The sequence below is a fragment of the Pseudarthrobacter chlorophenolicus A6 genome, from assembly GCF_000022025.1.
GTDB classification, from domain to species: Bacteria; Actinomycetota; Actinomycetes; order Actinomycetales; family Micrococcaceae; genus Arthrobacter; species Arthrobacter chlorophenolicus.
The window spans coordinates 1,623,937-1,649,836 of the sequence record NC_011886.1 but is presented as its reverse complement, the minus strand read 5'-3'; the positions used below and the strand labels follow the sequence as shown (position 1 = coordinate 1,649,836).

The 25,900-nt window shown below is 66.4% G+C and carries 25 protein-coding genes; 4 read left to right on the top strand and 21 right to left on the bottom strand.

Annotation, left to right across the window (positions count from 1 at the left end; genetic code table 11):
• The first annotated feature begins 236 nt into the window (after positions 1 to 236).
• Positions 237 to 635 carry a DUF1844 domain-containing protein gene (locus tag ACHL_RS07440; RefSeq protein WP_015936690.1) on the top strand — a complete coding sequence of 133 codons (399 nt, stop codon included), beginning with the start codon at positions 237 to 239 and terminating at the stop codon, positions 633 to 635.
• Between the two features lie 164 nt (positions 636 to 799).
• On the opposite strand, the gene ACHL_RS07435 is transcribed toward ACHL_RS07440, so the two are convergent.
• The 8 genes from ACHL_RS07435 to ACHL_RS07405 all read right to left on the bottom strand — a co-directional run bounded on the left by ACHL_RS07435 (position 800) and on the right by ACHL_RS07405 (position 7,176).
• Complete coding sequence (locus tag ACHL_RS07435; RefSeq protein WP_015936689.1) at positions 800 to 2,092, bottom strand: MFS transporter; 1,293 nt, start codon at positions 2,090 to 2,092, stop codon at positions 800 to 802.
• A gap of 55 nt (positions 2,093 to 2,147) precedes the next feature.
• Positions 2,148 to 3,029, bottom strand: a complete 882-nt coding sequence (locus ACHL_RS07430) for an SseB family protein (protein WP_015936688.1) — start codon at positions 3,027 to 3,029, stop codon at positions 2,148 to 2,150.
• 19 nt (positions 3,030 to 3,048) lie between these two features.
• Positions 3,049 to 3,795: a bifunctional 1-(5-phosphoribosyl)-5-((5-phosphoribosylamino)methylideneamino)imidazole-4-carboxamide isomerase/phosphoribosylanthranilate isomerase PriA gene (priA, locus tag ACHL_RS07425; protein WP_015936687.1), complete on the bottom strand. Its 747-nt coding sequence runs from the start codon at positions 3,793 to 3,795 to the stop codon at positions 3,049 to 3,051.
• An 89-nt stretch (positions 3,796 to 3,884) separates the two neighbouring features.
• Positions 3,885 to 4,037, bottom strand: a complete 153-nt coding sequence (locus ACHL_RS24460; protein ID WP_015936686.1) for a hypothetical protein — start codon at positions 4,035 to 4,037, stop codon at positions 3,885 to 3,887.
• Positions 4,038 to 4,787 (bottom strand): imidazole glycerol phosphate synthase subunit HisH, encoded by a 750-nt coding sequence (gene hisH / locus ACHL_RS07420; RefSeq protein ID WP_015936685.1) that lies wholly within the window; start codon positions 4,785 to 4,787, stop codon positions 4,038 to 4,040. It abuts the gene before it with no gap.
• Positions 4,784 to 5,410: an imidazoleglycerol-phosphate dehydratase HisB gene (gene hisB, locus ACHL_RS07415; protein ID WP_015936684.1), complete on the bottom strand. Its 627-nt coding sequence runs from the start codon at positions 5,408 to 5,410 to the stop codon at positions 4,784 to 4,786. Before hisB ends, hisH begins: the two co-directional genes overlap by 4 nt.
• A 61-nt stretch (positions 5,411 to 5,471) precedes the next feature.
• The gene (locus ACHL_RS07410) at positions 5,472 to 6,590 is read right to left on the bottom strand and encodes a histidinol-phosphate transaminase (protein WP_015936683.1); all 1,119 of its coding nucleotides are present in this window, start codon (positions 6,588 to 6,590) and stop codon (positions 5,472 to 5,474) included.
• Between the two features lie 136 nt (positions 6,591 to 6,726).
• The gene (locus ACHL_RS07405; protein ID WP_015936682.1) at positions 6,727 to 7,176 is read right to left on the bottom strand and encodes a LysM peptidoglycan-binding domain-containing protein; all 450 of its coding nucleotides are present in this window, start codon (positions 7,174 to 7,176) and stop codon (positions 6,727 to 6,729) included.
• A 326-nt stretch (positions 7,177 to 7,502) separates the two neighbouring features.
• Between ACHL_RS07405 and lexA the strand changes: the two genes are divergently transcribed.
• Positions 7,503 to 8,252, top strand: coding sequence for a transcriptional repressor LexA (gene lexA, locus ACHL_RS07400; protein ID WP_015936681.1), 750 nt, complete (start codon positions 7,503 to 7,505; stop codon positions 8,250 to 8,252).
• A gap of 99 nt (positions 8,253 to 8,351) precedes the next feature.
• On the opposite strand, the gene ACHL_RS07395 is transcribed toward lexA, so the two are convergent.
• Both ACHL_RS07395 and hflX read right to left on the bottom strand, forming a co-directional pair.
• The gene (locus ACHL_RS07395) at positions 8,352 to 10,409 is read right to left on the bottom strand and encodes an ATP-dependent DNA helicase (RefSeq protein ID WP_015936680.1); all 2,058 of its coding nucleotides are present in this window, start codon (positions 10,407 to 10,409) and stop codon (positions 8,352 to 8,354) included.
• Positions 10,402 to 11,973 carry a GTPase HflX gene (gene hflX / locus ACHL_RS07390; protein ID WP_043793870.1) on the bottom strand — a complete coding sequence of 524 codons (1,572 nt, stop codon included), beginning with the start codon at positions 11,971 to 11,973 and terminating at the stop codon, positions 10,402 to 10,404. Before hflX ends, ACHL_RS07395 begins: the two co-directional genes overlap by 8 nt.
• A 453-nt stretch (positions 11,974 to 12,426) precedes the next feature.
• Here hflX and ACHL_RS07385 point away from each other — a divergent pair, with 453 nt between their 5' ends.
• Positions 12,427 to 13,050 (top strand): class I SAM-dependent methyltransferase, encoded by a 624-nt coding sequence (locus ACHL_RS07385; protein ID WP_015936678.1) that lies wholly within the window; start codon positions 12,427 to 12,429, stop codon positions 13,048 to 13,050.
• Here the strand turns inward: ACHL_RS07385 and dapF are convergent.
• From dapF to ACHL_RS07355, 6 genes are all read right to left on the bottom strand, one after another.
• Positions 13,022 to 13,966: a diaminopimelate epimerase gene (gene dapF, locus ACHL_RS07380; RefSeq protein WP_015936677.1), complete on the bottom strand. Its 945-nt coding sequence runs from the start codon at positions 13,964 to 13,966 to the stop codon at positions 13,022 to 13,024. The two genes, ACHL_RS07385 and dapF, sit on opposite strands and share 29 nt — an antisense overlap.
• A 53-nt stretch (positions 13,967 to 14,019) precedes the next feature.
• Positions 14,020 to 14,919: a tRNA (adenosine(37)-N6)-dimethylallyltransferase MiaA gene (gene miaA, locus ACHL_RS07375; protein WP_015936676.1), complete on the bottom strand. Its 900-nt coding sequence runs from the start codon at positions 14,917 to 14,919 to the stop codon at positions 14,020 to 14,022.
• A 3-nt stretch (positions 14,920 to 14,922) separates the two neighbouring features.
• A complete protein-coding gene (gene miaB / locus ACHL_RS07370; protein WP_083341375.1) occupies positions 14,923 to 16,476 on the bottom strand; it encodes a tRNA (N6-isopentenyl adenosine(37)-C2)-methylthiotransferase MiaB in 1,554 nt (517 codons plus the stop codon).
• 105 nt (positions 16,477 to 16,581) lie between these two features.
• Positions 16,582 to 17,211 carry a regulatory protein RecX gene (locus tag ACHL_RS07365; protein WP_407681026.1) on the bottom strand — a complete coding sequence of 210 codons (630 nt, stop codon included), beginning with the start codon at positions 17,209 to 17,211 and terminating at the stop codon, positions 16,582 to 16,584.
• Positions 17,212 to 17,214: 3 nt separating this feature from the next.
• Positions 17,215 to 18,273 carry a recombinase RecA gene (gene recA, locus ACHL_RS07360; RefSeq protein WP_015936673.1) on the bottom strand — a complete coding sequence of 353 codons (1,059 nt, stop codon included), beginning with the start codon at positions 18,271 to 18,273 and terminating at the stop codon, positions 17,215 to 17,217.
• Positions 18,274 to 18,469: 196 nt separating this feature from the next.
• Positions 18,470 to 18,694, bottom strand: a complete 225-nt coding sequence (locus tag ACHL_RS07355; protein ID WP_015936672.1) for a DUF3046 domain-containing protein — start codon at positions 18,692 to 18,694, stop codon at positions 18,470 to 18,472.
• Between the two features lie 40 nt (positions 18,695 to 18,734).
• On the opposite strand from ACHL_RS07355, the gene ACHL_RS07350 reads away from it, so the two are divergent.
• The gene (locus ACHL_RS07350; RefSeq protein WP_015936671.1) at positions 18,735 to 19,259 is read left to right on the top strand and encodes a MarR family winged helix-turn-helix transcriptional regulator; all 525 of its coding nucleotides are present in this window, start codon (positions 18,735 to 18,737) and stop codon (positions 19,257 to 19,259) included.
• Positions 19,260 to 19,349: 90 nt separating this feature from the next.
• Here the strand turns inward: ACHL_RS07350 and ACHL_RS07345 are convergent, their stop codons facing one another.
• From ACHL_RS07345 to ACHL_RS07325, 5 genes are all read right to left on the bottom strand, one after another.
• Positions 19,350 to 19,802, bottom strand: a complete 453-nt coding sequence (locus ACHL_RS07345; RefSeq protein WP_043793869.1) for a helix-turn-helix domain-containing protein — start codon at positions 19,800 to 19,802, stop codon at positions 19,350 to 19,352.
• A gap of 105 nt (positions 19,803 to 19,907) precedes the next feature.
• Positions 19,908 to 20,468, bottom strand: coding sequence for a CinA family protein (locus tag ACHL_RS07340; protein WP_015936670.1), 561 nt, complete (start codon positions 20,466 to 20,468; stop codon positions 19,908 to 19,910).
• Positions 20,465 to 21,109 (bottom strand): CDP-diacylglycerol--glycerol-3-phosphate 3-phosphatidyltransferase, encoded by a 645-nt coding sequence (pgsA, locus tag ACHL_RS07335; RefSeq protein ID WP_015936669.1) that lies wholly within the window; start codon positions 21,107 to 21,109, stop codon positions 20,465 to 20,467. The genes ACHL_RS07340 and pgsA overlap by 4 nt, the downstream gene beginning before the upstream one ends.
• Positions 21,110 to 21,132: 23 nt before the next feature.
• Complete coding sequence (locus ACHL_RS07330; protein ID WP_015936668.1) at positions 21,133 to 24,021, bottom strand: FtsK/SpoIIIE family DNA translocase; 2,889 nt, start codon at positions 24,019 to 24,021, stop codon at positions 21,133 to 21,135.
• 156 nt (positions 24,022 to 24,177) lie between these two features.
• Positions 24,178 to 25,869: a ribonuclease J gene (locus ACHL_RS07325; protein WP_015936667.1), complete on the bottom strand. Its 1,692-nt coding sequence runs from the start codon at positions 25,867 to 25,869 to the stop codon at positions 24,178 to 24,180.
• Positions 25,870 to 25,900: the final 31 nt, after the last annotated feature.

Sequence of the window (25,900 nt, the reverse complement as noted above, 5' to 3'; positions counted from 1 at the left end):
CGGCGAATTGCCGGACCAATGCCCAACCGTGTACCCGGCAACCTTGCGTTCCACGGGATCCTGACGGAACACCGGAACAGCGGCTGACGCGGGTGGGAGAGAACTCCGCTTGCAAACTGCATGCCATTCTACAGAGAAAATTCCCGTCAGCGCCGAAAAGCACTGGTGGGAACCTGGCCTGTGAGGGCAATCTCTGAAATAACGACATTCAGTCGGTCTGTGTCAAGCTTACCAGTATGAGCACCCCAGACAGTAATTCATACGTTTTCGAGCCTGCCCAGGACAGCGCCGGCAACTCCGCCGACGTCTCCCAGCAGGTCCGGGACATCTCTGAAGTTCCGGCCATCGAGGTCATCACCACCGCGGCCGTCCACCTGATGTCCGCCGCCGCCGTCAAGCTCGGCCTGGCCGCAGAAGAGAACGCCGCCGAGCTGAAGGACCTGGACGAGGCCCGCAAACTCATCACCGCCCTGGCCGGGCTGGTGACGGCCGCCGCCCCTGAAATCGGATCCCAGCATGCAGGTCCCTTGCGCGACGGCCTCCGCTCCCTGCAGCTGGCCTTCCGTGAAGAGTCGCTGATCCCGGATGCTCCGGGCAAGGGTCCGGGCGAAAAGTTCACGGGCGCAGTCAACTAGTCCGGCACTTCCCCACACAGCGCGCGACGGCGGGACGACCTTTAAGTGGTCGTCCCGCCGTCGCGCTTTAAGAACCTGCGCCGCCGGACGTTAGGCAGGTCGGCGGGCTTTCGAAATGGTGGTGCCCGTCCCGCCGGCCCCAAAGTTACACAGGGGTTGTCCGGTCAGGCCTTGACCTGGCGCCGCCGGCGCTGCTGCAGGAGCAGCCCCGCGAGGCAGAGGATGACACCGGCCACCCCGACCGACACGAAACCGCCGGAGGGGCCAGTGCTGTCAATGAAGACCCCCGCCAGTGGTGACCCCAGGGCCACCCCTGCGGTCAGCGCGGAACCGTACCAGCCCATCGCTTCGCCCCGGCGCTCTTCGGACACCAGGTCCGCAACTTTCTCAGAGGCGGCGGAGAGCACCGGTGCGCACAGGAGCCCGGGCAGGATGGACAGCAGGGCGAGCGTCCAGGTTCCGGAGGCGAAACCCATGGGAATGGTGAACGCGGCCATGCCCAGCAGCAGCAGGATGGGCGGGACAGGCCGGTGCATGGCGCCGTAGACCAGTCCGCCCACCACGGATGCAGCACACCAGAAGAGGAACACAATCCCGATCTCGCCCTGGTGCCCGCCGATCTCCAGGGCCGCCACGATGCCCACGTCACTGCCGCTGAGAACCATGCCGGCACCCGCGGCAACGGCGAAGACTGCGCCAACTGCAGGCGTAAACCAAGAGAAGCTGTGCGCCACCCTGCCCCTGACACCCGGGGCACGTTCCGCCCCGGCCGGCAGCAGCTCCGCCGCGGCTTCCTGCAGATGGGCGGGTGCAGCCGAAACCACCGCGACTTCGGCCGCGTGCTGCTCGTCCTCGATGCATTCCTCGGTTTGGTCCGGGCTGCGGGTGGGTGGGTTGAACCAGATCAGGAACAGCCCAGCCATGGAGGTGGACAGACCCACCACGGTGAGGCCCGCCGTCGTATGCCCGCTCGTTGCCACCACGGCGCCGGCCGCGGGCCCAATCATGAACACCATCTCGGTGCTGATGGCATCCAGGGCAAAAGCGGTGCGCCTCTGCTTGCCCTCGGCCAGGACACCGAGGGACTGGCGCACCACACTGAAGATAGGCAGGGTCAGCAGGCCGCCGACGAACACCAGCGGCAGAAGCCACTGGTAGGACACGTGCGGGACGATGGACCAGATGACCGCTTCGGAGATGACGGACGGGACCAGGGCACGGCGGAGGCCGACGGTGTCCACGCGGCGCCCGCGCCAGGGTGCACCAACAGCAATACCGATCGTCATCACGGCGGCTGCAGCGCCGGCGGCAGCGTATCCTTGCCCGAGGGTAAGGACGATGTGCAGGGTCAGCAGCACGCCCGCCGCAGAATGTGGAATGCGGGCAACCATGCCCACCAGCAGAAGCCTCCGGATGGGCCGGACGGCCAGCAATTCCCGGTACAGCGCGAAGTTCACGAAAAAGGTTCCTTACGTATGCCCCAGGAACCCGGGGCGGCCCCGCTCCTGACAACTAGCCTGTGGCGCGCCGCAGCTTGACCTCGAGCGAATCGACCCGCTCCCCAAACAATACATTCCGGGACCACTCGGCCTGGAGCGCGGCCACCAGCTGCTGTACGCCTGCGGCGTCCAGTCCGTCCTCGAGGTAGAGCACCACCTGCAGTTCGGGTCCGGCGCCGCCGCCGGCCAGTACGGTCCCGTCTGCTGCGCGGGCTGCCACTCCCCTGCCGGGCAGGAGCCCGATCCGGCGGACAGCAGGGAACGCAGCGGCGGCCGCACCCATCTCGGCTGCCAGTTCTTCGTCGGCGTAGGAGGGCAGCCAGGGTTTCTGCTGCGCCAGCGCCCACACGGCCGGCCGGCGGACCACGAAGGTGACATCTGCACCCGGGTCCAGGACAACGAGCTCGGCACCCTCCGCCACGGCCGACAGCGCAGCGCGTGCGGCGTAGACGGCCACCGGCCGGGCATCGGGATGCCAGGCAGCCAGGGCATCCGTTGATGTGAAGGCCGGCAGCGCGGTCCTGCCGTCGGCGGCTTTGAGCGTCACGAGCGCCATGTCTGCCTGCTTGTCGGCATGCAGGCCGTGGCCGGACTCCGCCTCTTCCGCCAGCTGCGCCACGATGGGAATGAACACACGTGCCGTGGCCAGGGATGCCACCACGGCGGCTTCGTCGCCGGTTCCCTCACGCAACCCCGCGACGGCGGCGCGGTAGCCCGCGTTGGCCGAACCGTCGTCGTCCTCGAAATTGTGGATCTTCGCGTCGTCGCCGGCGAGGCTCCGGCCCGCCCAGGGCTGGCCCGCGGAGTCGGTTTCGCCACCGGCTCCTGCCAGCGCCGCGGCGATGTGGCCGGGAAGGTGGCGGGGTGCGGGGGCGCCTGGTTCGTTGCTGGCCATCGCGTCGGCTTCCGGCAGCCTAGCGGCGGCCGGCCACGTCGAGGGCTTCGGGCAGGGTGAAGGCGCCGGCGTAGAGGGCCTTGCCGACGATCGCACCTTCAACGCCCAGCGGGACCAGGGACCTCAGGACCTTGAGGTCATCGAGGCTCGAGATGCCACCGGAGGCGATGACGGGTTTGCCGGTCTTTTCCACCATCTGGCGCAGCAGTTCAACGTTTGGCCCCTGCAGGGTGCCGTCCTTGGTCACGTCGGTGACCACGTAACGTGAGCAGCCTGCATCCTCAAGGCGGGCCAGGACATCCCAGAGGTCCCCACCTTCCTTGGTCCAGCCCCGGCCGGCCAGGGTGGTTCCGCGCACGTCGAGTCCCACGGCGATCCTGTCGCCGAAGCGCTCGATGGCCCGGCGCGTCCACTCCGGGTTTTCCAGTGCAGCGGTGCCGAGGTTTACGCGGGCCACGCCGAGGCCAAGGGCAGCTTCGAGGGTTTCGTCGTCGCGGAGTCCGCCGGAGAGTTCCACTTTGATGTCCAGCTTCCCCACCACCTCGCGGAGGAGTTCGGCGTTGGAGCCGCGGCCGAATGCTGCGTCCAGGTCCACGAGGTGCACCCATTCGGCACCCTGCTGCTGCCAGTTCAGCGCAGCTTCCAGCGGGGTTCCGTAACTGGTTTCACTGCCGGCCTCACCCTGGACCAGCCGCACGGCCTGGCCGTTGACGACGTCGACGGCGGGCAGCAGTTCAAGTACCGGCAGATCGTTTGCGGTGGTCATCTTCATCCTTGGTGTTGGGGGTGGAGTGTTGGGCTGCCGGCACAGTGCCGGGGAGCGTCAGTGGCCGGACTCGGTGGCCGGGCTGCCAGTCAGCTGAGGGTCAGCAGGTAGGCGGCGAGCAGGGACATGGCTGCCAGGACGTAGAACGAAACCTGGGTCCACAGGGGCTTGTGCTGCTGCCGGAAGGACAGGGCACCGCCTACTAAGAGGCCGGCCAGTCCCATCAGGACGATGGACCACATTCAGGCGCCGCCGGTAGGGTCGCCGCTGCCGGTTTCCGTGGGCCGGCGCAGCGCGTCCACCCAGTTGTGCAGCAGCCGGGCACCGGCATCGCCTGACTTCTCAGGGTGGAACTGCGTGGCGCAGAGAGGCCCGTTTTCGACGGCGGCGATAAAGGGCGCGCCGTGTTCGGACCAGGTCACCAGCGGAGGTGCCATCCGCGGCTGGATGACGTCGAAGTTCCATTCCTGCACGCCGTAGGAATGGACGAAGTAGAACCGCTCACCTTCCACTCCGGCGAAGAGCTTTGAACCCTCCGGCACCTGGACGGTGTTCCAGCCCATGTGCGGAACAACGTCGGCCGGCAGCAGCTCGACCTTTCCGGGCCATTCGCCGATGCCCTCAGCCTCGGTGCCATGCTCCACACCGGCCTCGAAAAGTACCTGGAGGCCCACGCAGATCCCCAGGACGGGGCGTCCGCCGGCCACCCGGCGGCCGATGAGCCTGATGCCATCCACGGCTTTGAGCTCGCGCATGACCGTCTCGAAGGCGCCGACGCCGGGAACCACCAAGCCGTCCGCGTTCAGGACATCCTCGGGCTTGGCGCTGAGGATGACCTCTGCACCGGCGCGCTCGAGGGCGCGCACGGCAGACCGGACGTTGCCGGAACCGTAGTCCAGCACTGTCACGGTGGGCTTTCCCTCCGGGGATGCGGGTTTGCGTGACGCGGAGGGGTCGATGATGGCCCCGTCCTTCAGGATCTGGCCGCTCACAGGGCACCCTTGGTGGACGGGATGCCCTCAACCCGCGGATCGGGTTCGACGGCGGCCCGCAGCGCACGGGCGAACGCCTTGAACTGTGCTTCCACAATGTGGTGCGGGTCCCGTCCGGCGATGACGTTCATGTGCAGGCAGATACCGGCGTGCAGGGTGATGGCCTCAAACACGTGGCGGGTAAGGGAACCAGTGAAGTGGCCGCCGATCAGGTGGTATTCCTGGCCGGCGGGCTCGCCGCCGTGAACCAGGTAGGGGCGGCCGGAGACGTCCACCACAGCGTTGGCCAGGGCTTCGTCCAGCGGAACGGTGGCTTCCCCGAACCGGCGGATGCCCGCCTTGTTGCCGAGGGCGGTCCGCAGCACCTCGCCGAAGGTGATGGCGACGTCCTCCACGGTGTGGTGGACGTCGATGTGAGTGTCCCCGGTGGCCTTGACCGTCATGTCGATCAGCGAGTGCTTGCACAGTGCCGTGAGCATGTGGTCGTAAAACGGCACGGACGTGTCGATGTCCGAGACGCCGGTACCGTCAAGGTTGATTTCCACGAGCACGGACGACTCACTGGTGGCACGCTCCATGCGTGCGGTCCGGGCTGCGGCCGCGTTCGATCCGGTGGAAGTCATGGTCAGGTGTCCTTTGTGGCAGGAAGGGATGGTCAGGGCGTCCAGCGCCGGTTCTTCAAGTCTAGGCGGGAAGGGCCGGCTGGCTGGCAAGGATGCTTTCCAGGGAGGTGAGGAACGCTGTGGTTTCAGTCTCAGTGCCGGCAGTGACCCGCAGGTGCCCCGGGATGCCGACGTCGCGGATCAGCACACCCGCGTCCAGCAGTCCCTGCCAGACCTGGTGGGGATTCTCGAGTCCGCCGAAGAACACGTAGTTGGAGTCGGATGCCGCCGGCTTGAGGCCCATGCGGGTCAGCTCGGACACGATCCGGTCGCGCTGCTTCTTGATGTCCTCGACGTCCGCCATAAGGGCTTCGCGGTGCTGCAGGGCCGCCAGGGCGGTTGCCTGGGTGATGGCCGACAGGTGGTACGGGAGACGGACCAGGCGCAGTGCGTCCGTGACTTCCGGGGCGGCGGCCATGTATCCCAGCCGGGCGCCGGCCAGTGCGAACGCTTTGCTCATGGTGCGGGAAACGATCAACCGCTCACGGCCGGGCAGCAGCGTCAGGGCGCTGGGCGTGCCGTCGTGGGCGAACTCGTGGTAGGCCTCATCCACGATCACGATGGCCTGGCTTTCGGCGCCGGCGTCGTAGACAGCTTCCACCACGTCCAGGCCAAGGCCGGTGCCGGTGGGGTTGTTCGGGGAGCACAGGAAAACGATGTTGGGCTTCAGTTCCCGGACCTGGCGGGCGGCCGATTCGGCGCTGAGGCCGTATCCGTCCTCACGCTCGCCCTTGATGTATCCGGTGTCGGTGCCGCTGGCCAGCAGGGGGTACATGGAATACGTGGGCGGGAAGCCAAGTGCCGTGCGGCCCGGACCGCCGAATGCCTGCAGGATCTGCTGGAGCACTTCATTGGAGCCGTTGGCTGCCCACACGTTGGCCTCATCCAGGCCGTGGCCCAAGTACTCGGCAAGGGCCTTGCGGAGCTCGGTGAACTCCCGGTCCGGGTAGCGGTTCAGGCCGGCGGCAGCTTCCGCAACGGCCTTCGTGATGGCCGCTGTGACGTCGGCCGGGACCCCATGGGTGTTCTCGTTGACGTTGAGGAGGATGGGGACATCCAGCTGCGGAGCACCGTAGGGCGTAATGCCACGGAGGTTGCTGCGGAGGGGAAGCCGGTTCAGGCGATCAAGCTGGTCATTCACCTGAACAGTTTAGTGGGAGGTGCGGTCGCCCGAAAATGTGACGGTTCGCCCCCGCCTCGGTCGGGTATGGGCCTCAGGCAGCACACCTTCTTATCTGGACGCTGATTCAGCCGGGAAGGTGTGGCGCGCATCAGGTTTAGCGCGTGGGAATGAACAGCTGCTGTCCCGGGAGAATCTTCCCGGCGGACAGGTTGTTGAGCTGCACAATATCCGCCACGACGTCCCTGGCGTCACGCTCCGGTGCGAGGTCGGCGGCGATCCCCCACAGCGACTCACCTGGCTGCACAGTCACCGTGACGGTGGGGGTCACGGAGAGGTCCGCAGCGGAGTCGGAAGCCTTGGCCGGGGAGTTGAAGAAGCCAGCCAGTGAGAGCAGGAGCGCCGCCAGCAGCACCAGGGGAATCCCGATCAGGACCACCTTGCCCCGCCGCGTGAGGCGCAGCGGTGGCAGCGGCGCCTGGCTGCGGTGTCCGCTGGCCGAATTCCGCTGGACCGCCACACGACCTTCCCGCACCGCCTGCTTACCCCGGGCGCCGTTGCCGTGAACGTCGAAACCGTGTGACCTGAAAGCGGATGTAGCTGACATGACCTAAGCCCTCCTGGACCGTACTGCGTCTGTTGGTGTTGCCTGCTGGTGCCGCCCCAAGGTGCTGCCTGACCGGCTCCGTGTTCGAATGGCTGCCTGCCTGGTTAGAACACATGTTCGAATACTGCTTGATTCAGTTTTAGCACCTATGGACGAACAATGTCGAGACTCGCTAGAACAAATGTTTGAAAAAGCAATATGGCTGACCTACGTTTGGAGGCAGGAACATCCACTCCTGAAGTTGATCAGCAGGGTCTGACATTGACGGGGAACACTCAGTCCGGAGCAGTTGAACGCCCGGTGGCAACCGAAAGGCAACGGCGAACATGGCAGCAGCAGCCACCGGGGGCAGGGCGACCTCGCAGCCGAAGAAGACAACAAAAGGCCTGACGCCGAGGCAGAAAAAAATCCTCGAGACCATCCAGCGTTCGGTCAACGTCAACGGTTACCCGCCGTCCATGCGCGAGATTGGGGACACCGTGGGGCTGGCGAGCCTCTCGAGCGTCACCCACCAGCTCTCGCAGCTGGAAAAGCTGGGCTACCTCCGGCGCGATCCGAAGCGGCCCCGGGCCATGGAGGTCCTGATGCCGCTGACCCTGGACGGCGGCGCAACCGGCAGGACCGCCAGGCAGGCAGCGGAACCTGCGGCGGCGGCCGCCCCGGGGATCACGGCGTCCGTCACCGAATTGCCCACCGCGCTGGACACGGCCATGGTGCCCCTCGTGGGCCGCATTGCCGCCGGCGGCCCCATCCTGGCGGACCAGGTGGTGGAGGACGTGATGCCACTCCCCCGCCAGCTGGTGGGCCAGGGCGAACTCTTCATGCTGAAGGTGGCCGGTGATTCCATGGTGGACGCCGCCATCTGCGACGGCGACTGGGTGGTGGTCCGGCGCCAGGCCGACGCCGCGAACGGCGACATCGTCGCGGCCCTCCTGGACGACGAAGCCACGGTCAAGACGTTCCGCCAGCGCGACGGCCACACGTGGCTGCTGCCCCAGAACACGCAGTACGAACCGATCCTTGGCGACCATGCCACCATCATGGGCAAAGTGGTTTCGGTCCTCCGGTCGCTGTGAAGGGGCCGCCGGCCATCAACAGGCCGCAGCAGCCCGGCCAACAACAGAAGGCGCCGTTCTCCGGAACGGCGCCTTCCTTGTTGGTATTTCCTGTGGCGCCTACGGCGTTTCCCCGGACAGCCGCTCCAAGGCCGCGATCGCCGTCGTGCGGTCCGTCGTAGCCCAGAAAGGCGGAAGGGCGCCGCGAAGGAACCCGGCATAGCGTTCCGTGGCCAGGCGGGAATCGAGGACCGCCACCACTCCTCTGTCGCCGGTGGAACGGATCAGCCTGCCGGCGCCCTGTGCCAGCCGGATGGCGGCATGCGTCGCCGAGACGGACATGAAGCCGTTGCCGCCTGCCTGAGCCACAGCCCGGGAACGGGCCGTCATGAGGGGATCATCCGGGCGTGGGAAGGGGATCCGGTCGATGACCACCAGCCGGCAGGAAACTCCGGGGACGTCAACGCCCTGCCAAAGCGACATGGTGCCGAACAGGCACGTGTCCGGTTCATCGGCGAACTGCTTGACGAGTGCCGTCATGGTGGAATCGCCCTGGCACAGGACCGTCATGCCCAGCTTGGGCCGGAGCGCTTCGGCCGCCTCTTCGGCTGCCCGCCGTGAGGAGAACAGGCACAGCGCCCCGCCGTTCGAGGCGCGGATGAGGGCCTCCAGCTCCGCCAGTGATTCCGGCGACGCGCCACGGCCCGGCTTGGGCAGGTGCCCGGCCACGTAGAGGATGCCCTGCTTGGGATAGTCGAACGGCGAGCCGACGTCGATCCCGGTCCAGGCCGGCGCCCCTTCGCCCACCAGGCCCAATCCCCCGGCCGCGGGCTCAAATGCAGAGCCGATGGCCAGGGTTGCGGACGTCAGGACCACTGTATGCCCGGCAAAAAGGCCCTCACGCAGCCTTCCGGCTACGGACAACGGCGCAATGTTGACCAGCGCCGGAGCACTGTCGTCAGGGTGGGAATAGCCCTGGCCCGGATCAAAGGTTCCGGCGCGCGAGATCCATACGACCTCGCGGTTCTCCCTGGCCGCCAAAAGCCGCTCGGAGAGCTCGAGGATGAGCATCAGGCGTGAACGCGCAAGCTGCCTGCCGCCGTCGGCCGTGTTGCTGCTGTCGCCCTTGGAATCTGACAGCGCCGCCCTGCAGGCTTCGCGCAGCTGGTCCACGCAGTCGAGCTGTTCGTCGTTCAGTCCGTTGGGAAGCAGCCCGTTTGGCGCCCCAGCCAGGGCCAGCTCCAGGTTCGCCGCGGCGGCATTGAGCGCGTCCACGGTGATGGCCGTGTGTTTACGGGCGCCTGAGGCAGCGGCATGGACCATCGCGACGGACAGCTGGCCGGACACGGCACCGGTGACCCGGTCCTGCAGCTCGTGGGCCTCATCCACCACCACGACGTCGTACTCGGGCAGCACCGCAAGCCCCTCGAACGCGCTGACCGCAAGCATGGCATGGTTGGTCACCACGACGTCGGCCTCGGCGGCGTCCTGGCGGGCAAGCTCGCTGAAGCATTCCTCGGCCAGGGGGCATTTCTGGGAGCCCAGGCACTCCATGGAGGTTACCGAGACCTGTTTCCAGGCCCGGTCCGTCACGCCGGGAAGGAGTTCGTCCCGGTCTCCTGTGGAGGTTTTCTCGGCCCATTCCCGGAGCCGGACCACTTCCTTTCCGAGCTGGGACTGCGGCCCGCCGGCGGCTGCGGCGAAGTGCGGCACGGCTGTGTCCTCACCGAGGGAGAAGAGCTGCCCTTCGGAGGGTTCTTCGGAGGGGAACCCGCCTTCCAGCTTGTGCCGGCACACGTAATTGGAACGGCCTTTGACCAGCGCCACCTTGACGGGCCGGTCGAGGGCCGGGGTGATGGCTTTGAGGAGCCGGGGCAGGTCCCTGCCCACAATCTGCGTCTGCAGCGCCAGGGTGGCCGTGGACACCAGCGCCGGCTTGTTGCTTTCAAGGGCATGGGCGATCAGCGGGATCAGGTACGCCAGCGACTTCCCGGTACCGGTCCCGGCCTGCACCAGGAGGTGGTTGCCGGATTCGATGGCCTGTGCCACCTGGCGCGCCATCTCATGCTGCCCGGAGCGGCTTTGGCCGCCCATGGCGGAAACGGCCCGGTCGAGCAGCTCGATGACAAGCTGCCCGCCGGCCGTTTCCTTGGATTCAGTTGCCACAGCCTCAGGCATTGACGGCGAAGGATTCCAGCTCGGCGGCCAGGCCCTCACGGACCTTCACCACCGCCCGGGTTCCGGCCTCGACATGGTCCATGCTGATGATCTCCGCGTCGGAGTCATGCAGCTTGCTGATCAAGTCGCCGCGGTTGTACGGGATGAGCAGCTCCAGCTGGACGCCGGGGCGCGGAATCGAATCACTGATGGTCTTGAGCAGTTCCGCGATTCCCTCGCCGGTGCGCGCAGAAACCACCACATGGCGCGGTTCACGCTGCTTCAGCCGCTCCACCACGAAGGGATCAGCGGCGTCAGCCTTGTTCAGGACAATGATCTCCGGGATCTTGCGTGCGTCGACCTCGCCGAACACCTTCCGCACAGCGGCGATCTGGCCCTCGGGATCCGGGTGGGACGCGTCCACCACATGCAGGATGAGGTCGGAGTCGGCCACTTCCTCCAGGGTGGACCGGAAGGCCTCCACCAGCTGGGTGGGGAGGGACCGGACGAAGCCCACGGTGTCGGCCAGGGTGTAGCCCAGGCCGTCGGAGGTCTCGGCCTTGCGGATGGTGGGGTCCAGCGTGGCGAACAGGGCGTTCTCCACCAGCACCCCTGCATCGGTCAGCCGGTTGAGCAGGGACGACTTACCGGCGTTTGTGTAGCCCGCGATCGCCACGGACGGCACTTCATTACGACGACGGTTGGCGCGCTTGGTTTCCCGGGCAGGCTTCATCGCGGCGATTTCGCGCCGCAGCTTGGCCATCCGGGTACGGATCCGGCGCCGGTCCAGTTCGATCTTCGTCTCACCGGGACCGCGCGAACCCATGCCGGCGGCGGCGCCGCCCACCTGGCCGCCTGCCTGGCGGGACATCGACTCGCCCCAGCCGCGCAGGCGCGGAAGCAGGTACTCGAGCTGCGCCAGCTCAACCTGGGCCTTGCCTTCGCGGCTCTTCGCATGCTGGGCGAAGATGTCCAGGATGAGCCCGGTGCGGTCGATGACCTTGACCTTGACGATGTCTTCCAGCCCGCGTCGCTGGGAAGGGGCCAGCTCGGCGTCGACCACCACTGTGTCCGCTCCCGTGGACATGACGATGTCCTTGAGCTCCTGCGCCTTGCCCGAGCCCAGGAACGTGCCGGGGTCCGGCTTGGCACGGCGCTGCACGAGGCCGTCCAGGACTTCCGAGCCGGCGGTCTCGGCCAGGGCTGCGAGCTCCCGCAGGGAGTTCTCGGCGTCGGCCAGGGTGCCTTCGGACCAAAGCCCGGCAAGGACCACGCGCTCCAGCCGCAGCTGGCGGTATTCGACTTCGGTGACGTCTTCGAGCTCGGTGGACAGGCCTGCCGTGCGGCGCAGGGCGCGCCGCTCCTCAAGGTCCTGCTGGTCGCCGTCGTATTCGGAGTGCTCGGCGTCCAGGTGGGAGATGGCCTGGGCTTTGCCGAGGACCGCCTTCGCGTCGCCGGCGCCCTCGGACGTCCTGGAGCCGGCCGGTACGTCCTTGGCGAGGATCCTGTCGATAACAGCTTGGATTTCCGCTGGGCTCATATCCTGGGCTGCTGGATCGGATCCGGTGTTGGGCTGGCTGGTCATGGTCTCCTTTGAAGTTTCGGCATTTCCAGAATAGTGCCGTTCGGTGGAATGTGGTGAAGTATTCGCGCTGGGCTGAGGGGCTGCGGTCATGCAGTTTCTCCTGTACTGGCAGCCGGGCAACAATGCCGCGGCAGTGTGGGCGCCGCAAGGGAAAAGGCGGCGGAACGGGCGGGGGCCGGCGTCACGGCAGGAAGCATGGAAGCAATCCAGCTTCGAGTGTTGTCCGGCGTCCGGAGCAAACGGTGGAGTTTGCTCCGGTGCACAAGCGGAAGGCGGAGAGCCTGCGTCGCTGTGGGCAGAATCGCTGGCGGGAGTGGACACCGCGGACAAGGGAGCGGAACGGGCACGTGCCCGGGCCGGCTACTCGAAGATCAGGAACATGCTGTCAAGACTAACAGAGGCGCCACGGCGCGGTTTCCCATTACGCTGCACGGGGAACTACTCTGGCCAGTTATGGAGTCCGCACACTATTTCAGCGCATCGCCCGCCGGCCCCTTTACCCGGAAACCGCTGACCGTGGAACTCGCCGGAGAAACGCGGACGCTGCAGACCTCGAACGGCATCTTCAGCCCGGACGGCATCGATAAGGGAACCGCGGTTCTGCTCGCGGAGGTTCCCGCCCCCGCAGCTACCGGCAACCTCCTGGACATCGGCTGCGGCTGGGGCCCCATCGCCCTGACGATGGCCCTGAAGGCACCCCATGCGCAGGTCTACGCCGTGGACGTGAACGAACGCTGCATTGCCCTGACCAACGGGAACGCCGCAGCCCTGGGCCTGTCGAATGTTGCAGCAAGCACGCCGGATGCCGTGGATCCCGCAGTACAGTTCGACACCATCTGGTCAAACCCGCCCATCCGGATCGGCAAGGATGAGCTGCACTCCCTGCTGAAGCTGTGGCTGCCCCGGCTCGCCCCCGGAGGCACTGCCTACCTGGTGGTCCAGAAGAACCTGGGGTCGGATTCCCTGCAGCGCTGGCTGGCGGCAGAGCTCGACGGGTCCTTCACGGTAACGCGGGAGTCGACGTCGAAATCGTTCCGCGTACTGAAAGTCAGGAAAGCGTCCCCGACGCCACAATGACGGCAGGGCCGCTGAGCTCCACATGTTCGTGGCCGCCGGGGCCGGCGAAGAACTTAACCCCCACCACTCCGCCCGGAACATTGACGCGCCATGCGTCCGGGGCACCGGCCCCGGCCCAGTGGCGGATTGCGACGGCGGCGGCACAGGCTCCCGTGCCGCACGACTGCGTCTCCCCCACGCCGCGCTCGTGGACCCGCATGGTGACGGAGCCGATGCCATCAAGGACCAGCGGTTCGGACGGCACCACGAATTCAACATTGGTTCCGTTGGCGGGGACCGGTTCCACGGCCGGGGCGGTGTAGAGGCGGGTTGCTTCGAGCTCCCCGAGTTCGGCAAGTGCCACCACGGTATGCGGGTTGCCCATGCTGACTGACAGGGCCGGACGAGGGACTTCCAGGCCTTCGGCGGTGACCAGCGAGTCCATGGCTTTGGCCGTGGCCTCGCCGGGGAAAATGAACTCCCACGGTCCCATGTCCACTGCATAGCCGTCGGCGGTGCGCACCACTGTCTTCAGGCCGCCGCGGGTGCCGATGGCCAGGGCGCCACCCACCGGGAGATCGATCAGCCCTTCAGCACGGAGGAAGTGGACAAAGACACGGACACCGTTGCCGCACATTTCGGACAGCGATCCGTCGCCGTTCCGGTAGTCCATGAACCACTCGGCGTCAGGGTTGGCCGCCAGGATCTCGCGGCCCTCGGGAAGGAACCGCGACGGGACGGCCCGGATCAGGCCATCTCCACCGATGCCAAGGTGCCGGTTGCACAGGGCAGCCACATGGCCAGCGTCGATAGTGTGCTCACCCTCAGGATCGGCCACCAGGACAAAGTCATTGCCGGTTCCGTGCCCCTTGGAGAACCGCAGCCCTGCCAGTGCTTGAAAGGCGGTTCCGGTGGTTTCTGTCAGGGTTGCATCCATGCCGTCAAGCCTACCGGCAGGCCCAACGGCCCCGGAAACCGGCGTCGTTCAGGCTATTGGCTGCAAAGGCCTGCGGCCCGGGCCACCAAATCCGGATCCTGCCAGTCGATCCACGTGATCCGGGGGTCCGCGCGGAACCAGGTCAGCTGGCGGCGCGCGAACTGCCGGGTGGCCACGATGGTGCTTTCAGCAGCCTCGGCCACTGTGGCGGAGCCGTCAAGGACCTGCAGGAACTGCGAATATCCCAGGGCACGGCACGCCGTCTTCCCGGTACGCAGGCCCAGTCCATCAAGCCGGCGCACTTCAGCCTGCAACCCGGAATCGACCATTGCATGCACCCTGGCGGCCAGCCGCTCATGCAATGCGGCGCGGTCCACGGACAGGCCAACCTGGACGGCAGGCTGGAAGTACTCCCGCCGGGGCATGAAGGAACTGAAGGGACGCCCGGTAAGTTCATGGACTTCCAGGGCGCGGATGATGCGCCGGTCATCGGACAACCGTTCGGCTGAGACGGGGTCCACGTCCTGGAGGCGGGCCCGCAGGGTTGCCGTGCCGTGCGCTGCCAGGTCGTCTTCCAGCCTGCGCCGAAGCGCCGGGTCAGTACCGGGAAATTCGAGTATGTCGAGGGCGGCGCGGACATAGAGGCCGGAGCCGCCCACCAGGATGGCCCGCTTCCCCCGGGAGTGGATGTCGCCTATCAGCCGGCGTGCCTGGTCCTGGAAGTCCGAGACGCTGGCCTCCTGTGTGACATCGAGGATGTCCAGGAGGTGGTGCGGTATGCCGCGGCGCTCGGCCGGGGTGATCTTGGCGGTTCCGATGTCCATGCCGCGGTAGAACTGCATGGCATCGGCATTAATGACCTCGCCGTCAAGCTCAAGGGCGAGGTTGACTGCCAGATCGGATTTTCCGGACCCGGTGGGACCGACGACGGCGATGACGGGCGGGGTGCCCACGGATCAGGAAGTGCGCACGGGCAGCGAAGGCATGCCGAGCGAGACGCCCTTGCGTCCGTCGCCGGTGCCCGGTGCCGGGACACCGCAGGACTCGGCCTGGGACCTGTCCCAGGCGTCGCCTGCGCGGGAGCGGCGCAGGCTGTACTCCCCCGGCGCGGGATCGGCGATGAGGTGGAAGGCGCCGGCGTCTGTGATGGTGACGGTGACCAGGTCTCCGGGCCGCGGCGCCGGCGCGCCGGCCGGGACGGAGAAGTGCACCAGCCGCTGGTCCCGTGAACGTCCGGACAGGCGGTGGGTTTCTTCCGCCTTCCGCCCGGATTGCGCGGTGACCATGACCTCCACCCGGCGGCCCAGCTGCTTCTTGTTCTCTTCCGCGGCGATCCTGTCCTGGAGGGCCGTCAGGCGCTCAAACCGCTCCTGGACCACGGCCTTGGGCAGCTGGTCCGGCAGGTCGGCAGCGGGGGTGCCGGGACGCTTGGAGTATTGGAAGGTGAAGGCGGTGGCGAAACGCGACTTTTCCACGACGTCCAGTGTGGCCTGGAAGTCCTCCTCGGTCTCCCCCGGGAAGCCGACGATGATGTCTGTAGAGATCGCCGCGTGCGGGATCTTGTCCCGGACCTTGTCCAGGATTCCCAGGAACTTTGTGGACCGGTATGACCGCTTCATGGCCTTGAGGATGCCGTCGGAGCCGGACTGCAGCGGCATGTGCAGCTGCGGCATGACGTTGGGGGTCTCCGCCATGGCGTCTATGACGTCGTCCGTGAAGGCTGCCGGATGAGGGCTGGTAAAGCGGACGCGCTCAAGGCCCTCGATGTCGCCGCAGGCACGCAGGAGCTTGGAGAACGCCTGGCGGTCTCCGAATTCCACTCCGTACGAATTCACGTTCTGGCCCAAGAGGGTGACCTCAATGGCACCATCGTCCACGAGCGCCTGGACTTCAGCGAGGATGTCCCCGGGCCTGCGGTCTTTTTCCTTGCCCCGCAGCGCCGGCACGATGCAGAAGGTGCAGGTGTTGTTGCAGCCGACGGAAATGGAAACCCAGCCGGCATAGACGGAGTCGCGCTTGGTGGGAAGGGTGGAAGGGAAAACATCCAGGGATTCCAGGATCTCCAGCTGCGCTTCGTCGTTGTGCCGGGCCCTTTCCAGCAGCGCCGGGAGTGCACCGACGTTGTGGGTACCAAAAACGGCGTCCACCCACGGGGCCTTCTTCAGGATGGTTTCGCGGTCCTTTTGGGCCAGGCAGCCGCCCACTGCGATCTGCATCCCCGGGTTGGCGGCCTTGACGGGCGCCAGGATTCCAAGGTTTCCGTAGAGCTTGTTGTCCGCATTCTCACGCACGGCGCACGTGTTGAAAACCACGACGTCGGCCCGGTCACCGTCCGCAGGGACGTAACCGGCGTCCTCAAGCATGCCTGCCATCCGCTCGGAGTCATGGACGTTCATCTGGCAGCCGAAGGTGCGCACCTGGTAGGTACGCGCCGTGGCTTCACGTGACAGGCCTGACACCGGTTCTTCGGTGGGGGCGCCGGACATGGGGGAAGGAATGGTCAAACTCACCTGTTAAGGGTACCGGCTGTGCAAGGTTGGGGCTGGCCCTCGAAGTCCAGGCTATGGCAGGGGCGGGCAACCGGGCCCCGGGAAGCTGGCCGGGGTTGCCAGTCATCAGTCTTCGCCGGGCTGGCCGGACCGTGAGTCCAGGACCTCTCCCACGATGCGGAAAGCCTGCGACGGTTGGTATCCCTTGCGGGCCAGCATCGACGCCAGCCGCCGGGTGGCCTTGTCCCGCTCGGCACGGTCCTGGAGGTCCGTGCCGGGACGAAGCTTGCGTTCCACCAGGGCCCGGGCAGCGTCCTCCTCATCCTGGTCGGAGAGCTGTTCCAGCGCCGCAGCTGCGGATTCCTCGTCGATGCCCTTCTCTGCCAGTTCCCGGCGCAGTGCACCCTTCGCCAGTTTCCGTGATTGCGAGCGGCTGCGGACCCACATGTTGGCGAACTCGGCGTCATCGATCAGCCGGGCATCCTCGAATTTGTCCAGGACCGACTCGGCAACGTCCTCCGGGACATTCCGTTCGGCGAGCTTTCGGGCCAGTTGGAGCCGGCTCTTGGCCGACACCGTGAGCTGCCGGTAGACGATGGTCTGCGCCACCGTAACGGGATCCGGTTCGCGGTCACCAAACCCCGGGGAGCCGGGATCAGCGGACGGCTCCCTTTCCTCCGCGCCGGCCGAAGAGCCGCTGGTTCGCCGGCGGCGGGACCCTGCGGACCCGCCCCGGCGTTTTTCAAAGCCAGTCAACTGCTAGAACCCGTCGACGGCCTTCAGCTTCGGTGAATCCTCTTTGGATTCCGCGTCGGCGGGCTTGACTCCGACGCCGAGCTTTTCCTTGATCAGCCGCTCCAGTTCGGCCGCAAGCTCGGGGTTGTCACGCAGGAACCGGCGGGAGTTCTCCATGCCCTGGCCCAGCTGGTCACCGTCGTAGGTGAACCAGGAACCGGACTTCTTGATGATGCCGTGTTCCACGCCCATGTCGATGATTCCGCCCTCGCGGGAGATGCCCTGGCCGTAGATGATGTCGAACTCGGCAATCTTGAAGGGCGGGGCCATCTTGTTCTTGACGATCTTCGCCTTGGTCCGGTTACCGACGGAATCGGCGCCCTCTTTGAGGGTCTGGATCCGACGGACGTCGATGCGGACCGACGCGTAGAACTTCAAGGCCTTACCACCGGTGGTGGTTTCGGGAGAGCCGAAGAAGACGCCGATCTTTTCACGCAACTGGTTGATAAAGATGGCGGTGGTTTTGGTCTGGCTCAGGCGGCCGGTGATCTTACGCAGCGCCTGGCTCATCAGGCGGGCCTGCAGGCCGACGTGGCTGTCTCCCATGTCGCCTTCGATTTCGGCGCGGGGCACCAGGGCTGCCACGGAGTCGATGACCACGATGTCCAGTGAGCCCGAGCCGACCAGCATGTCCATGATCTCCAAAGCCTGCTCACCGGTGTCCGGCTGCGAAACGAGGAGGGCGTCCGTGTCCACGCCCAGCTTGGCGGCGTAGTCGGGGTCCAGGGCGTGTTCGGCGTCAATGAAGGCAGCGATTCCACCGGCACGCTGGGCGTTGGCCACAGCGTGCAGGGCAACGGTGGTCTTACCGGACGATTCCGGCCCGTAGATTTCGATGACCCTGCCACGGGGAAGGCCGCCAATTCCCAGGGCGACGTCCAAGGCGATGGAGCCCGTGGGAATGACTTCGATGGGGGCACGGACTTCGTCGCCCAGGCGCATGACCGAGCCCTTGCCGAACTGCTTGTCAATCTGGGCCAGTGCTGCTTCCAGCGCTTTTGCACGATCCGGGGCTGCCGCCATGGTTGACACCTCTAATGCTTTCTCGATGGTGGCCTTCGCGGCCGTTTATTGGTCATCTCTGACGCTAAGGGGACCCACTGACATTCCGGCCGGATGACAACGGCTATGTGGATAACCCGCTGTAAAAATCATAGTCATATCCGAACAGGTATTCGAACAGCTTCCCGGCGTGTCAGCCGAAAAGCCGGGTGGGCTGCTAGTCGCGGCGCGGTTTGATATCCCTGCCGAGGCGCCGTTCCGCCGGCACGTCCTGGACGTCGCACAGGGCGAGCCAGACCCTGCGCGGCTCTACGCCCGCGGCCAGGGCCTGGTCAGCGGTCCTGCCGCCAACGCCGGACAGGACCAGGGTGCTGCTCAGGACACGGGAATAGCCCGCGCCGAACTCGTCATCCATCAGCCGCCAATAGTCGCTCAATCGCATCGGAAGATTCTCTCATGCGCGGGACCCTAGAATTGTTGCCATGAGCAACTCCCCCGACGCCCTGCCGGGCAGCACTCCGACCGAGGACACCGTGGACTCCGCGCTGCAGAATGTGGAACACCAGATCAGCCTGTTCTGGCGGCGGGCACGGGCAATCTCCAACCAGTTGTCCCGCGAGGTGCACCCGGACATGGAACCGGCCGCCTACGGCCTGCTTTCCGTCATCAGGAAGGAGGGCACCATCCGGCTCACGGACCTCGCCATCAACATCGGTGTGGGCAAGCCGTCGGTCAGCCGGCAGATCGCCTTCCTGGAAGGCCTGGGCCTGGTGTCGAAGGAGGCCGATCCGCTGGACGGCCGGGCGCAGGCCATCAGGCTGACCCCCAAAGGCGAGGAGAAGATGCACGAAGTGCAGGACGCCCGCCGGCAGGTTTTCCGGGAACGGCTGGGCGAATGGCCGCTGGACGATCTCCAGGAGCTGGCGCGCTATATGGCAAAGCTCAATGCCACCTATGAACGCGATGGTTTTCCGCAGGACAGCGATTCCGAGGGGCCCCAGGCCTAAGGAGCCGCCCCAGGACCGAAACGATGGAACCCCCGGCCGATGGCCGGGGGTTCCGTGTGTCCCAGGACCCGTTACCGGGCGGGTGAACTGTTACCGGGCTCCGGAGAGGAGGCCGGTGGACAGTTCGTCGTTAAGTTCTGTGTTCAGGTCGCGCTCAAGGTCGCGGCCGTAACGCTGGGAGAATTCCTGCGGAACGGTGTCAGGTACGGCAACGCCCTCGGCGACTGCCACACGGTCGCTGACCTCGCGGAGCATGCTGGACAACGGAACATCCAGCGCTGAGCAAATGGAAGACAGCAGTTCGGACGATGCTTCCTTCTGTCCGCGCTCAACTTCGCTGAGGTAGCCGAGGGAGACACGGGCGCTGTGCGAGACTTCACGGAGCGTGCGCCCCTGACGCTGGCGGACATCGCGCAGGACATCACCAATTTCGTGACGAAGTACAACCATCTTGCGCTCCTTTTGTTCGCTCTTAGCCTGATCGGCGAGGCCCACATCCTTCCAGCGGACAACGCCGTTTACGGATACGGGCTGCTTTACCATCTGTATCGCCTTGCTCCCTCATAAGTCAGGTCCGCCGTCAAGCGAACCGTCGTGGTCATTTCATCCTAGGCGCCTCCGCTCTTCGGAAGCGACACAATGTAATAACTAATCGGTACCGGCTTTTGTTCCCGGCAACTTTACTCCCGGTAACAAGGGGCGCCGCCAGCCGGGCGCCTGCAGGCCCTGATCAGGCGAAAGTGCTTCGAGGAGCCGTTCCAGGGCGGCTCCACAGGCCTGTCCCCTGATTTCGGGGCGGGTCCCCTCGAAGTGGTACTCGAAGGCTTCCGCTCCGCCGGCGGTGGCAATGCCGATAAAGACAGTCCCAACGGGTTTGCCGTCATGGGGCTCGGGGCCGGCAACGCCGGTGGTGCTGACGCCGATGTCGGCGTCCAGTGCAGTCCTGGCGCCGGAAGCCATGGCCCTGGCCACGCCGCCGTCCACGGACCCCACCTTGGCGAGGAGATCGCCGGCGACGTTCAACACGGCTTCCTTGACCGAATTCTGGTAGGCCACCACCCCGCCCTGGAGCATGCCCGACGCTCCCGGGGTGTCGGCCAGGACGGCTGAAACCATCCCCGCGGTCAACGACTCTGCGGTGGCCACCGTCCGCCCGGCCTCCAGCGCCTGCCGGACTGCCTCGCCGGCCAGATGGTGGAGGTTGGTCATGGCTGTTCCTGGCCCTGGTTGGCGCGTGCCTGCAGCTTGCCCTTGGCCCGGAGCCGCAGAGCCTCGATGACGTACTCAACCCCGGTCCAGACGGTGATCAGCACCGCGGCGAGCATCACCGCGAACGCCACCCAGGTGAGCCACGGCGCCACGGCCCCCAGCGGCAGGAGATATAGGAAGATCGCGGCGGTCTGGACCACGGTCTTGAGCTTGCCGCCCCGGGAGGCCGGGATAACGCCGTAGCGGATGACGAAGAACCTCAGACCGGTGATTCCCCATTCACGGACCAGGATCACCAGCGTCATCCACCAGGGCAGTTCGCCGAGCACGGACAGCATCACCAATGCGGAGCCGATGAGCAGCTTGTCGGCAATGGGATCGGCGATCTTGCCGAAGTCCGTGACGAGGTTCCGGCTCCTGGCGATGTCGCCGTCGAGCTTGTCCGTGTAGATCGCGACGGCGAAGGCCACCACTGCGGCCCAGCGCCAGATCCCGGATTCGCTGTGCAGCCCGGGGGCGTCGGCAATCAGGAACCAGACGAAGAAAGGCACCAGCGCGATGCGGATCATGGTCAGGACGTTGGGTAGGTTCCAGACCCCGGCACGGCCCTTGCCGGCGGCGGTTGCATCAGTGCTAGTCACGTTTCTAGGCTACAGTCCCCGGGCTATCGACCGGTCAGTGACCAGGCGTCCTCGGACCCGTCGTCGTCGTCCCCGTAGCCGCCTGGCGCGGAATCGGAGCCATCGTAATATTCGACGTTTTGCTTTCGCTGGTCGAGGTCGGCAGCCACCAGGTCCTCGGCGTATCCTCCCTGGGCGATGTTTGCGTTGGCGTTATCGCTCAGGGCAGCAGTCTGGGCATCCGGCGCGGCCGGTGCGTCCTGGCCCTTCATTGCTGCCAGGACGGGCGCGAGGTCGTCCGGCTTGACCAGGACGTCACGGGCCTTTGAGCCTTCGGACGGCCCCACCACGCCCCTTGACTCGAGGAGGTCCATCAGGCGGCCGGCCTTGGCGAAGCCCACCCGCAGCTTGCGCTGCAGCATGGAGGTGGAGCCGAACTGCGTGGTGACCACCAGTTCGGTGGCCTGCAGCAGCACCTCGAGGTCGTCCCCTATGTCGTCGTCGATCTGCTTCTTCTCCGCTTCGGGGGCGACGTCGTCGCGGTAGACGGCCTGCAGCTGCCCCTTGACGTGTTCCACCACCTTGTGGATTTCAGACTCGGTGACCCAGGCACCCTGGACGCGCATGGCTTTCGAGGCGCCCATGGGCAGGAAGAGCGCGTCGCCCTGGCCGATCAGCTTCTCGGCACCGGGCTGGTCCAGGACAACACGGGAGTCCGTGACGGAGGACGTGGCAAAGGCCATGCGCGAGGGCACGTTGGCCTTGATCAGGCCGGTCACCACGTCCACGGAGGGCCGCTGGGTTGCCAGCACCAGGTGGATGCCTGCCGCGCGGGCCAGCTGGGTGATACGGACGATCGAGTCCTCGACATCGCGCGGGGCAACCATCATGAGGTCGGCTAGTTCGTCCACGATCACTAGCAGGTACGGGTAGGGCCGGATCACCCGTTTGGAGCCTTCCGGCGGGTGGACCTTGCCGGCACGGACGGCCTTGTTGAAGTCATCGATGTGCTTGAAGCCATAGTTGGCGAGGTCGTCGTAGCGGGCGTCCATCTCGCGGACCACCCACTGGAGGGCCTCGGCGGCCTTCTTCGGGTTGGTGATGATGGGCGTGATGAGGTGCGGAACGCCTTCGTAGGCGGTCAGTTCCACGCGTTTGGGGTCCACCATCACCATGCGCACCTCGTCGGGCGTGGAGCGCATCAGGATCGAGGTGATCATCGAGTTCACGAACGATGACTTACCTGCACCGGTGGCACCGGCCACCAGGAGGTGGGGCATCTTCGCGAGGTTGGCCACCACGTAGCCGCCCTCGACGTCCTTGCCCACGCCCATGACCATGGGGTGGTCCGTCCTGCGGGCGTTCTGGCTGCGCAGCACGTCGCCCAGGGAGACGGTCTCACGGTCCGTGTTGGGGATCTCGATGCCGATGGCCGACTTGCCCGGGATGGGGCTGAGGATGCGGACGTCGCTTGAGGCAACAGCGTAGGAGATGTTCTTGGACAGTGCCGTAACGCGTTCCACCTTGGTGCCGGGCGAGAGTTCGATCTCGTAGCGGGTCACGGTGGGGCCGCGGCTGAAGCCCGTGACGGTGGCGTCGACGTTGAACTGCGTCAGGGTGTCCGTCAGGGCGGCGACGACGGCGTCGTTGGCCTCGGTGCGCTCCTTGGGGATGGAGCCCGGGGTCAGGAAGTCCGAGGCCGGAAGCGTGTACGTCACGTCCCCGGCGAGGGAGAGCTGCTCGGTCCGCTGCGGGATGGGCACGGGCGGCGGCGCGGGCGCCACCGGGTTGGCGGGCACCGTGGGCGCGGCGGCCGGTTTCCCGGGTGCGGCGGCACCGGGGATGACCAGCGGAATGGCTTCGGTGGCATTCTCCGGCGGAGCCGCCGGCGAACCGGCACCCAGGCCCTGTGCGGCTTTGATCTTCTCCACGGCGATCTCCGCCTGGGTGGGCCGGCGGACGCCGGGAGCGGGCCGCGGCGGCTTGGGCTCGTCGTCGTCAATGACCGCGTGTTCAAAGGCTTCGTCACCCACATAGCCCTCAAGGCCGGCATCGGGTTCTTCGTCCTTGCCAAAGAGGCGCCGCTTTTTCTTCTTGGGCGCGGCTGGCTCGGGGCGGTCCAGGTAGCTGCGGTCGTGGACGTCGGCCTGTTCCTGTTCCATCAGGTCGATGCCCATGAGGTGCTCGTAGGCTCCGCGCAGGCGGCGCGGGATGGCCGTGAACGGCGTTGCGGTGATGATGAGCAGGGAGATGAACGCCAGGACTCCGTAGAGGACTGTGGGCACGGCGGGGTGGATGGCTGCCAGGGGTGTCGCCACGAGGAAGCCCAGCATGCCGCCCGCTTGGCGGAGGCCGTCGAAGCCGTCGGCCACAGTGGGCTGTCCGCCCAGGACATGCGCCAGGCCGGAGCCGGCGAAGGTCATGACCAGGAATCCAATGCCTACCCGGTTGTTGCCGCGGCCGTCCGAGGGCACCCGGAAAAGCCGGAAGGCACACACAAAGAGCATGAGGGGCAGCAGCAGGGAGATCCAGCCGAAGGTACCGTTCACTACCGCGTAGACGGCGTCCGGGAACCACCCGGTCAGGCCCCACCAGGCAAACGTGGCGATGAAGACGCCCAGGGCGAGGTTGAAGAGGGCGGCGCCGTCGCGGCGTTCTTCGGCTGGGATGTCGCTGACGTCGTGGCCGATGCGCCGGACTCCGCCGCCCACCATGTGTCCCAGCCCCAGCCAGGCGCCGCCAACCACCCTCGCCAGCCACGGTTGGTGGTGTTCGACGGCGGGGAGCTGGCGGGTGCGCGCGGTGCTGGACGAGCCGCCGCGGGGGGTCTTGCCTGCTGATGAGCCGGTTCCGCGGCCTGTGGAGCTGCCGGCTTTGCTGCCGGAGCCGCCCCTGCCGGTACCTTTGGGCGCGGAAGTAGTACGTGTGGCCATACTGTTCACGCTACCGGAACCACGCCCTGAATCCGGGGATATCGGGCCGTCCGGCCCCCCGCAATGTAGGTGGGCGCCGGGTAGGCAAAGGGCCCGGTTCCAGTGGAACCGGGCCCTTTGCCTGCCCCGGACTTGGGGTTCGAACTGCTGCGGCGGTCAGGCCTCGAGCACCACGGGGATGATCATGGGCTTGCGGCGCAGCTTGCGGTTGACCCAGGTGCCCACTACCCGGCGGACCACCTGCTGGAGCTGGTGGCTGGTGTGGTCCTTGTTGTTCAGGACCGCTTCCTCCAGCGCAGCGTTGATCTTGGGGATGATGTCGTCGAAGACGGAGTCGTCCTCGGCTACGCCGCGGGCGTGGATCTCAGGCCCGGACACCACCTTGCCGGTGGCGCGGTGGATGACGGTGATGATCGAGATGAAGCCTTCGTCACCCAGGATGCGCCGGTCCTTGAGGTCGGCGTCGGTGATCTCGCCAACGCTGGAGCCGTCCACGTAGACGAAGCCAACTTCCACCTGGCCCACCACGTCCGCGCGGTGGTCGCGCAGGTCGATGACGGTTCCGTTGTCCGAAAGGATCACGCTAGCCTCGGGCACGCCGGACTCGATGGCGATCTTGCCGTTGGCCAGCAGATGGCGGGTCTCACCGTGGACGGGCATGGCGTTGAGCGGCTCGAGGATGTTGTAGCAGTACAGCAGTTCACCGGCGGCGGCATGGCCGGAGACGTGGACCTTGGCGTTGCCCTTGTGGATCACGTCGGCGCCCAGCTTAAGCAGGCCGTTGATGATCCGGAATACCGCGTTCTCGTTACCGGGGATGAGGCTTGAGGCCAGGATGACGGTATCACCGTCACCCACCACCACGCGGTGGTCACCGTTGGCCATGCGCGAGAGCGCTGCCATGGGTTCACCCTGGGAACCGGTGGACATCAGGACCACGCGGTTGTCCGGAAGGTTGTCAATGTTCTTGATGTCCACGATGAGCCCTGCCGGCACGTCGAGGTAGCCCAGCTTTTCGGCGATGGCCATGTTGCGCACCATGGAGCGGCCCACGAACGCCACCTTGCGGTTGTGCTTGGCGGCGGCGTCCAGCACCTGCTGTACGCGGTGGACGTGGGAGGAGAAGGACGCCACGATGATGCGCTTGGTGGCCTGCCCGAACAGGCGTTCCAGCGTGGGACCGATCTCTTTTTCGGCGGTGGTGAAGCCAGGGACGTCGGCGTTGGTGGAGTCGGACATGAACAGGTCCACGCCCTCTTCGCCCAGCTTGGCGAAGTGCCGCAGGTCCGTGATGCGTCCGTCAAGGGGCAACTGGTCCATCTTGAAGTCGCCGGTGTGCAGCACGGTTCCGCCGGCGGTGCGCAGGAACACGGCCAGGGCATCCGGGATGGAGTGGTTCACGGCGACGAATTCGCACTCGAACGGGCCGAACTTCTCCACCTGGCCCTCTTCGACCGTCAGTGTGTACGGCCGGATGCGGTGTTCCTGCAGCTTGGCTTCGATCAGCGCGAGGGTCAGCTGTGAACCGACCAGCGGGATGTCGTTGCGGAGCCGCAGCAGGTACGGGACAGCGCCGATGTGGTCCTCGTGGCCGTGGGTCAGGACAACGGCCACGATGTCTGCCAGCCGGTTCTCGATGTACGAGAAATCGGGCAGGATCAGGTCAACGCCGGGCTGTGTTTCCTCCGGGAAGAGGACGCCGCAGTCGACAATCAGCAGCTTGCCGCCGATTTCGAACACGGTCATGTTCCGGCCGATCTCCCCCAGCCCGCCGAGCGGGACGATGCGGAGCGTGTCCTGCGGCAGGCGCGGAGGTGTAACAAGGCCGGTCAGGGCGGTTTGGGTCATATTGCACTACTTTCCAGGCGGAAGGGTGCCG

Excerpts from the sequence above, each read along its gene's own strand:
- priA (WP_015936687.1), bottom strand. The coding sequence starts at position 3,795 with ATGACCACCGCAAACGATCTGCCGGTACTTGAACTGCTGCCCGCCGTC.
- lexA (WP_015936681.1), top strand. The coding sequence starts at position 7,503 with ATGGCAGCAGCAGCCACCGGGGGCAGGGCGACCTCGCAGCCGAAGAAG.
- ACHL_RS07355 (WP_015936672.1), bottom strand. The coding sequence starts at position 18,694 with ATGCGATTGAGCGACTATTGGCGGCTGATGGATGACGAGTTCGGCGCG.
- ACHL_RS07385 (WP_015936678.1), top strand. The coding sequence starts at position 12,427 with ATGGAGTCCGCACACTATTTCAGCGCATCGCCCGCCGGCCCCTTTACC.
- hflX (WP_043793870.1), bottom strand. The coding sequence starts at position 11,973 with ATGACCAGCCAGCCCAACACCGGATCCGATCCAGCAGCCCAGGATATG.
- ACHL_RS07345 (WP_043793869.1), bottom strand. The coding sequence starts at position 19,802 with ATGGTAAAGCAGCCCGTATCCGTAAACGGCGTTGTCCGCTGGAAGGAT.
- ACHL_RS24460 (WP_015936686.1), bottom strand. The coding sequence starts at position 4,037 with ATGTGGTCCATCGTCCTGATGGGACTGGCCGGCCTCTTAGTAGGCGGT.
- ACHL_RS07430 (WP_015936688.1), bottom strand. The coding sequence starts at position 3,029 with ATGGCCAGCAACGAACCAGGCGCCCCCGCACCCCGCCACCTTCCCGGC.
- ACHL_RS07340 (WP_015936670.1), bottom strand. The coding sequence starts at position 20,468 with ATGACCAACCTCCACCATCTGGCCGGCGAGGCAGTCCGGCAGGCGCTG.
- ACHL_RS07405 (WP_015936682.1), bottom strand. The coding sequence starts at position 7,176 with ATGTCAGCTACATCCGCTTTCAGGTCACACGGTTTCGACGTTCACGGC.
- ACHL_RS07395 (WP_015936680.1), bottom strand. The coding sequence starts at position 10,409 with ATGCCTGAGGCTGTGGCAACTGAATCCAAGGAAACGGCCGGCGGGCAG.
- dapF (WP_015936677.1), bottom strand. The coding sequence starts at position 13,966 with ATGGATGCAACCCTGACAGAAACCACCGGAACCGCCTTTCAAGCACTG.
- ACHL_RS07330 (WP_015936668.1), bottom strand. The coding sequence starts at position 24,021 with ATGGCCACACGTACTACTTCCGCGCCCAAAGGTACCGGCAGGGGCGGC.
- ACHL_RS07350 (WP_015936671.1), top strand. The coding sequence starts at position 18,735 with ATGAGCAACTCCCCCGACGCCCTGCCGGGCAGCACTCCGACCGAGGAC.
- ACHL_RS07325 (WP_015936667.1), bottom strand. The coding sequence starts at position 25,869 with ATGACCCAAACCGCCCTGACCGGCCTTGTTACACCTCCGCGCCTGCCG.
- recA (WP_015936673.1), bottom strand. The coding sequence starts at position 18,273 with ATGGCGGCAGCCCCGGATCGTGCAAAAGCGCTGGAAGCAGCACTGGCC.
- ACHL_RS07440 (WP_015936690.1), top strand. The coding sequence starts at position 237 with ATGAGCACCCCAGACAGTAATTCATACGTTTTCGAGCCTGCCCAGGAC.
- hisB (WP_015936684.1), bottom strand. The coding sequence starts at position 5,410 with ATGACTTCCACCGGATCGAACGCGGCCGCAGCCCGGACCGCACGCATG.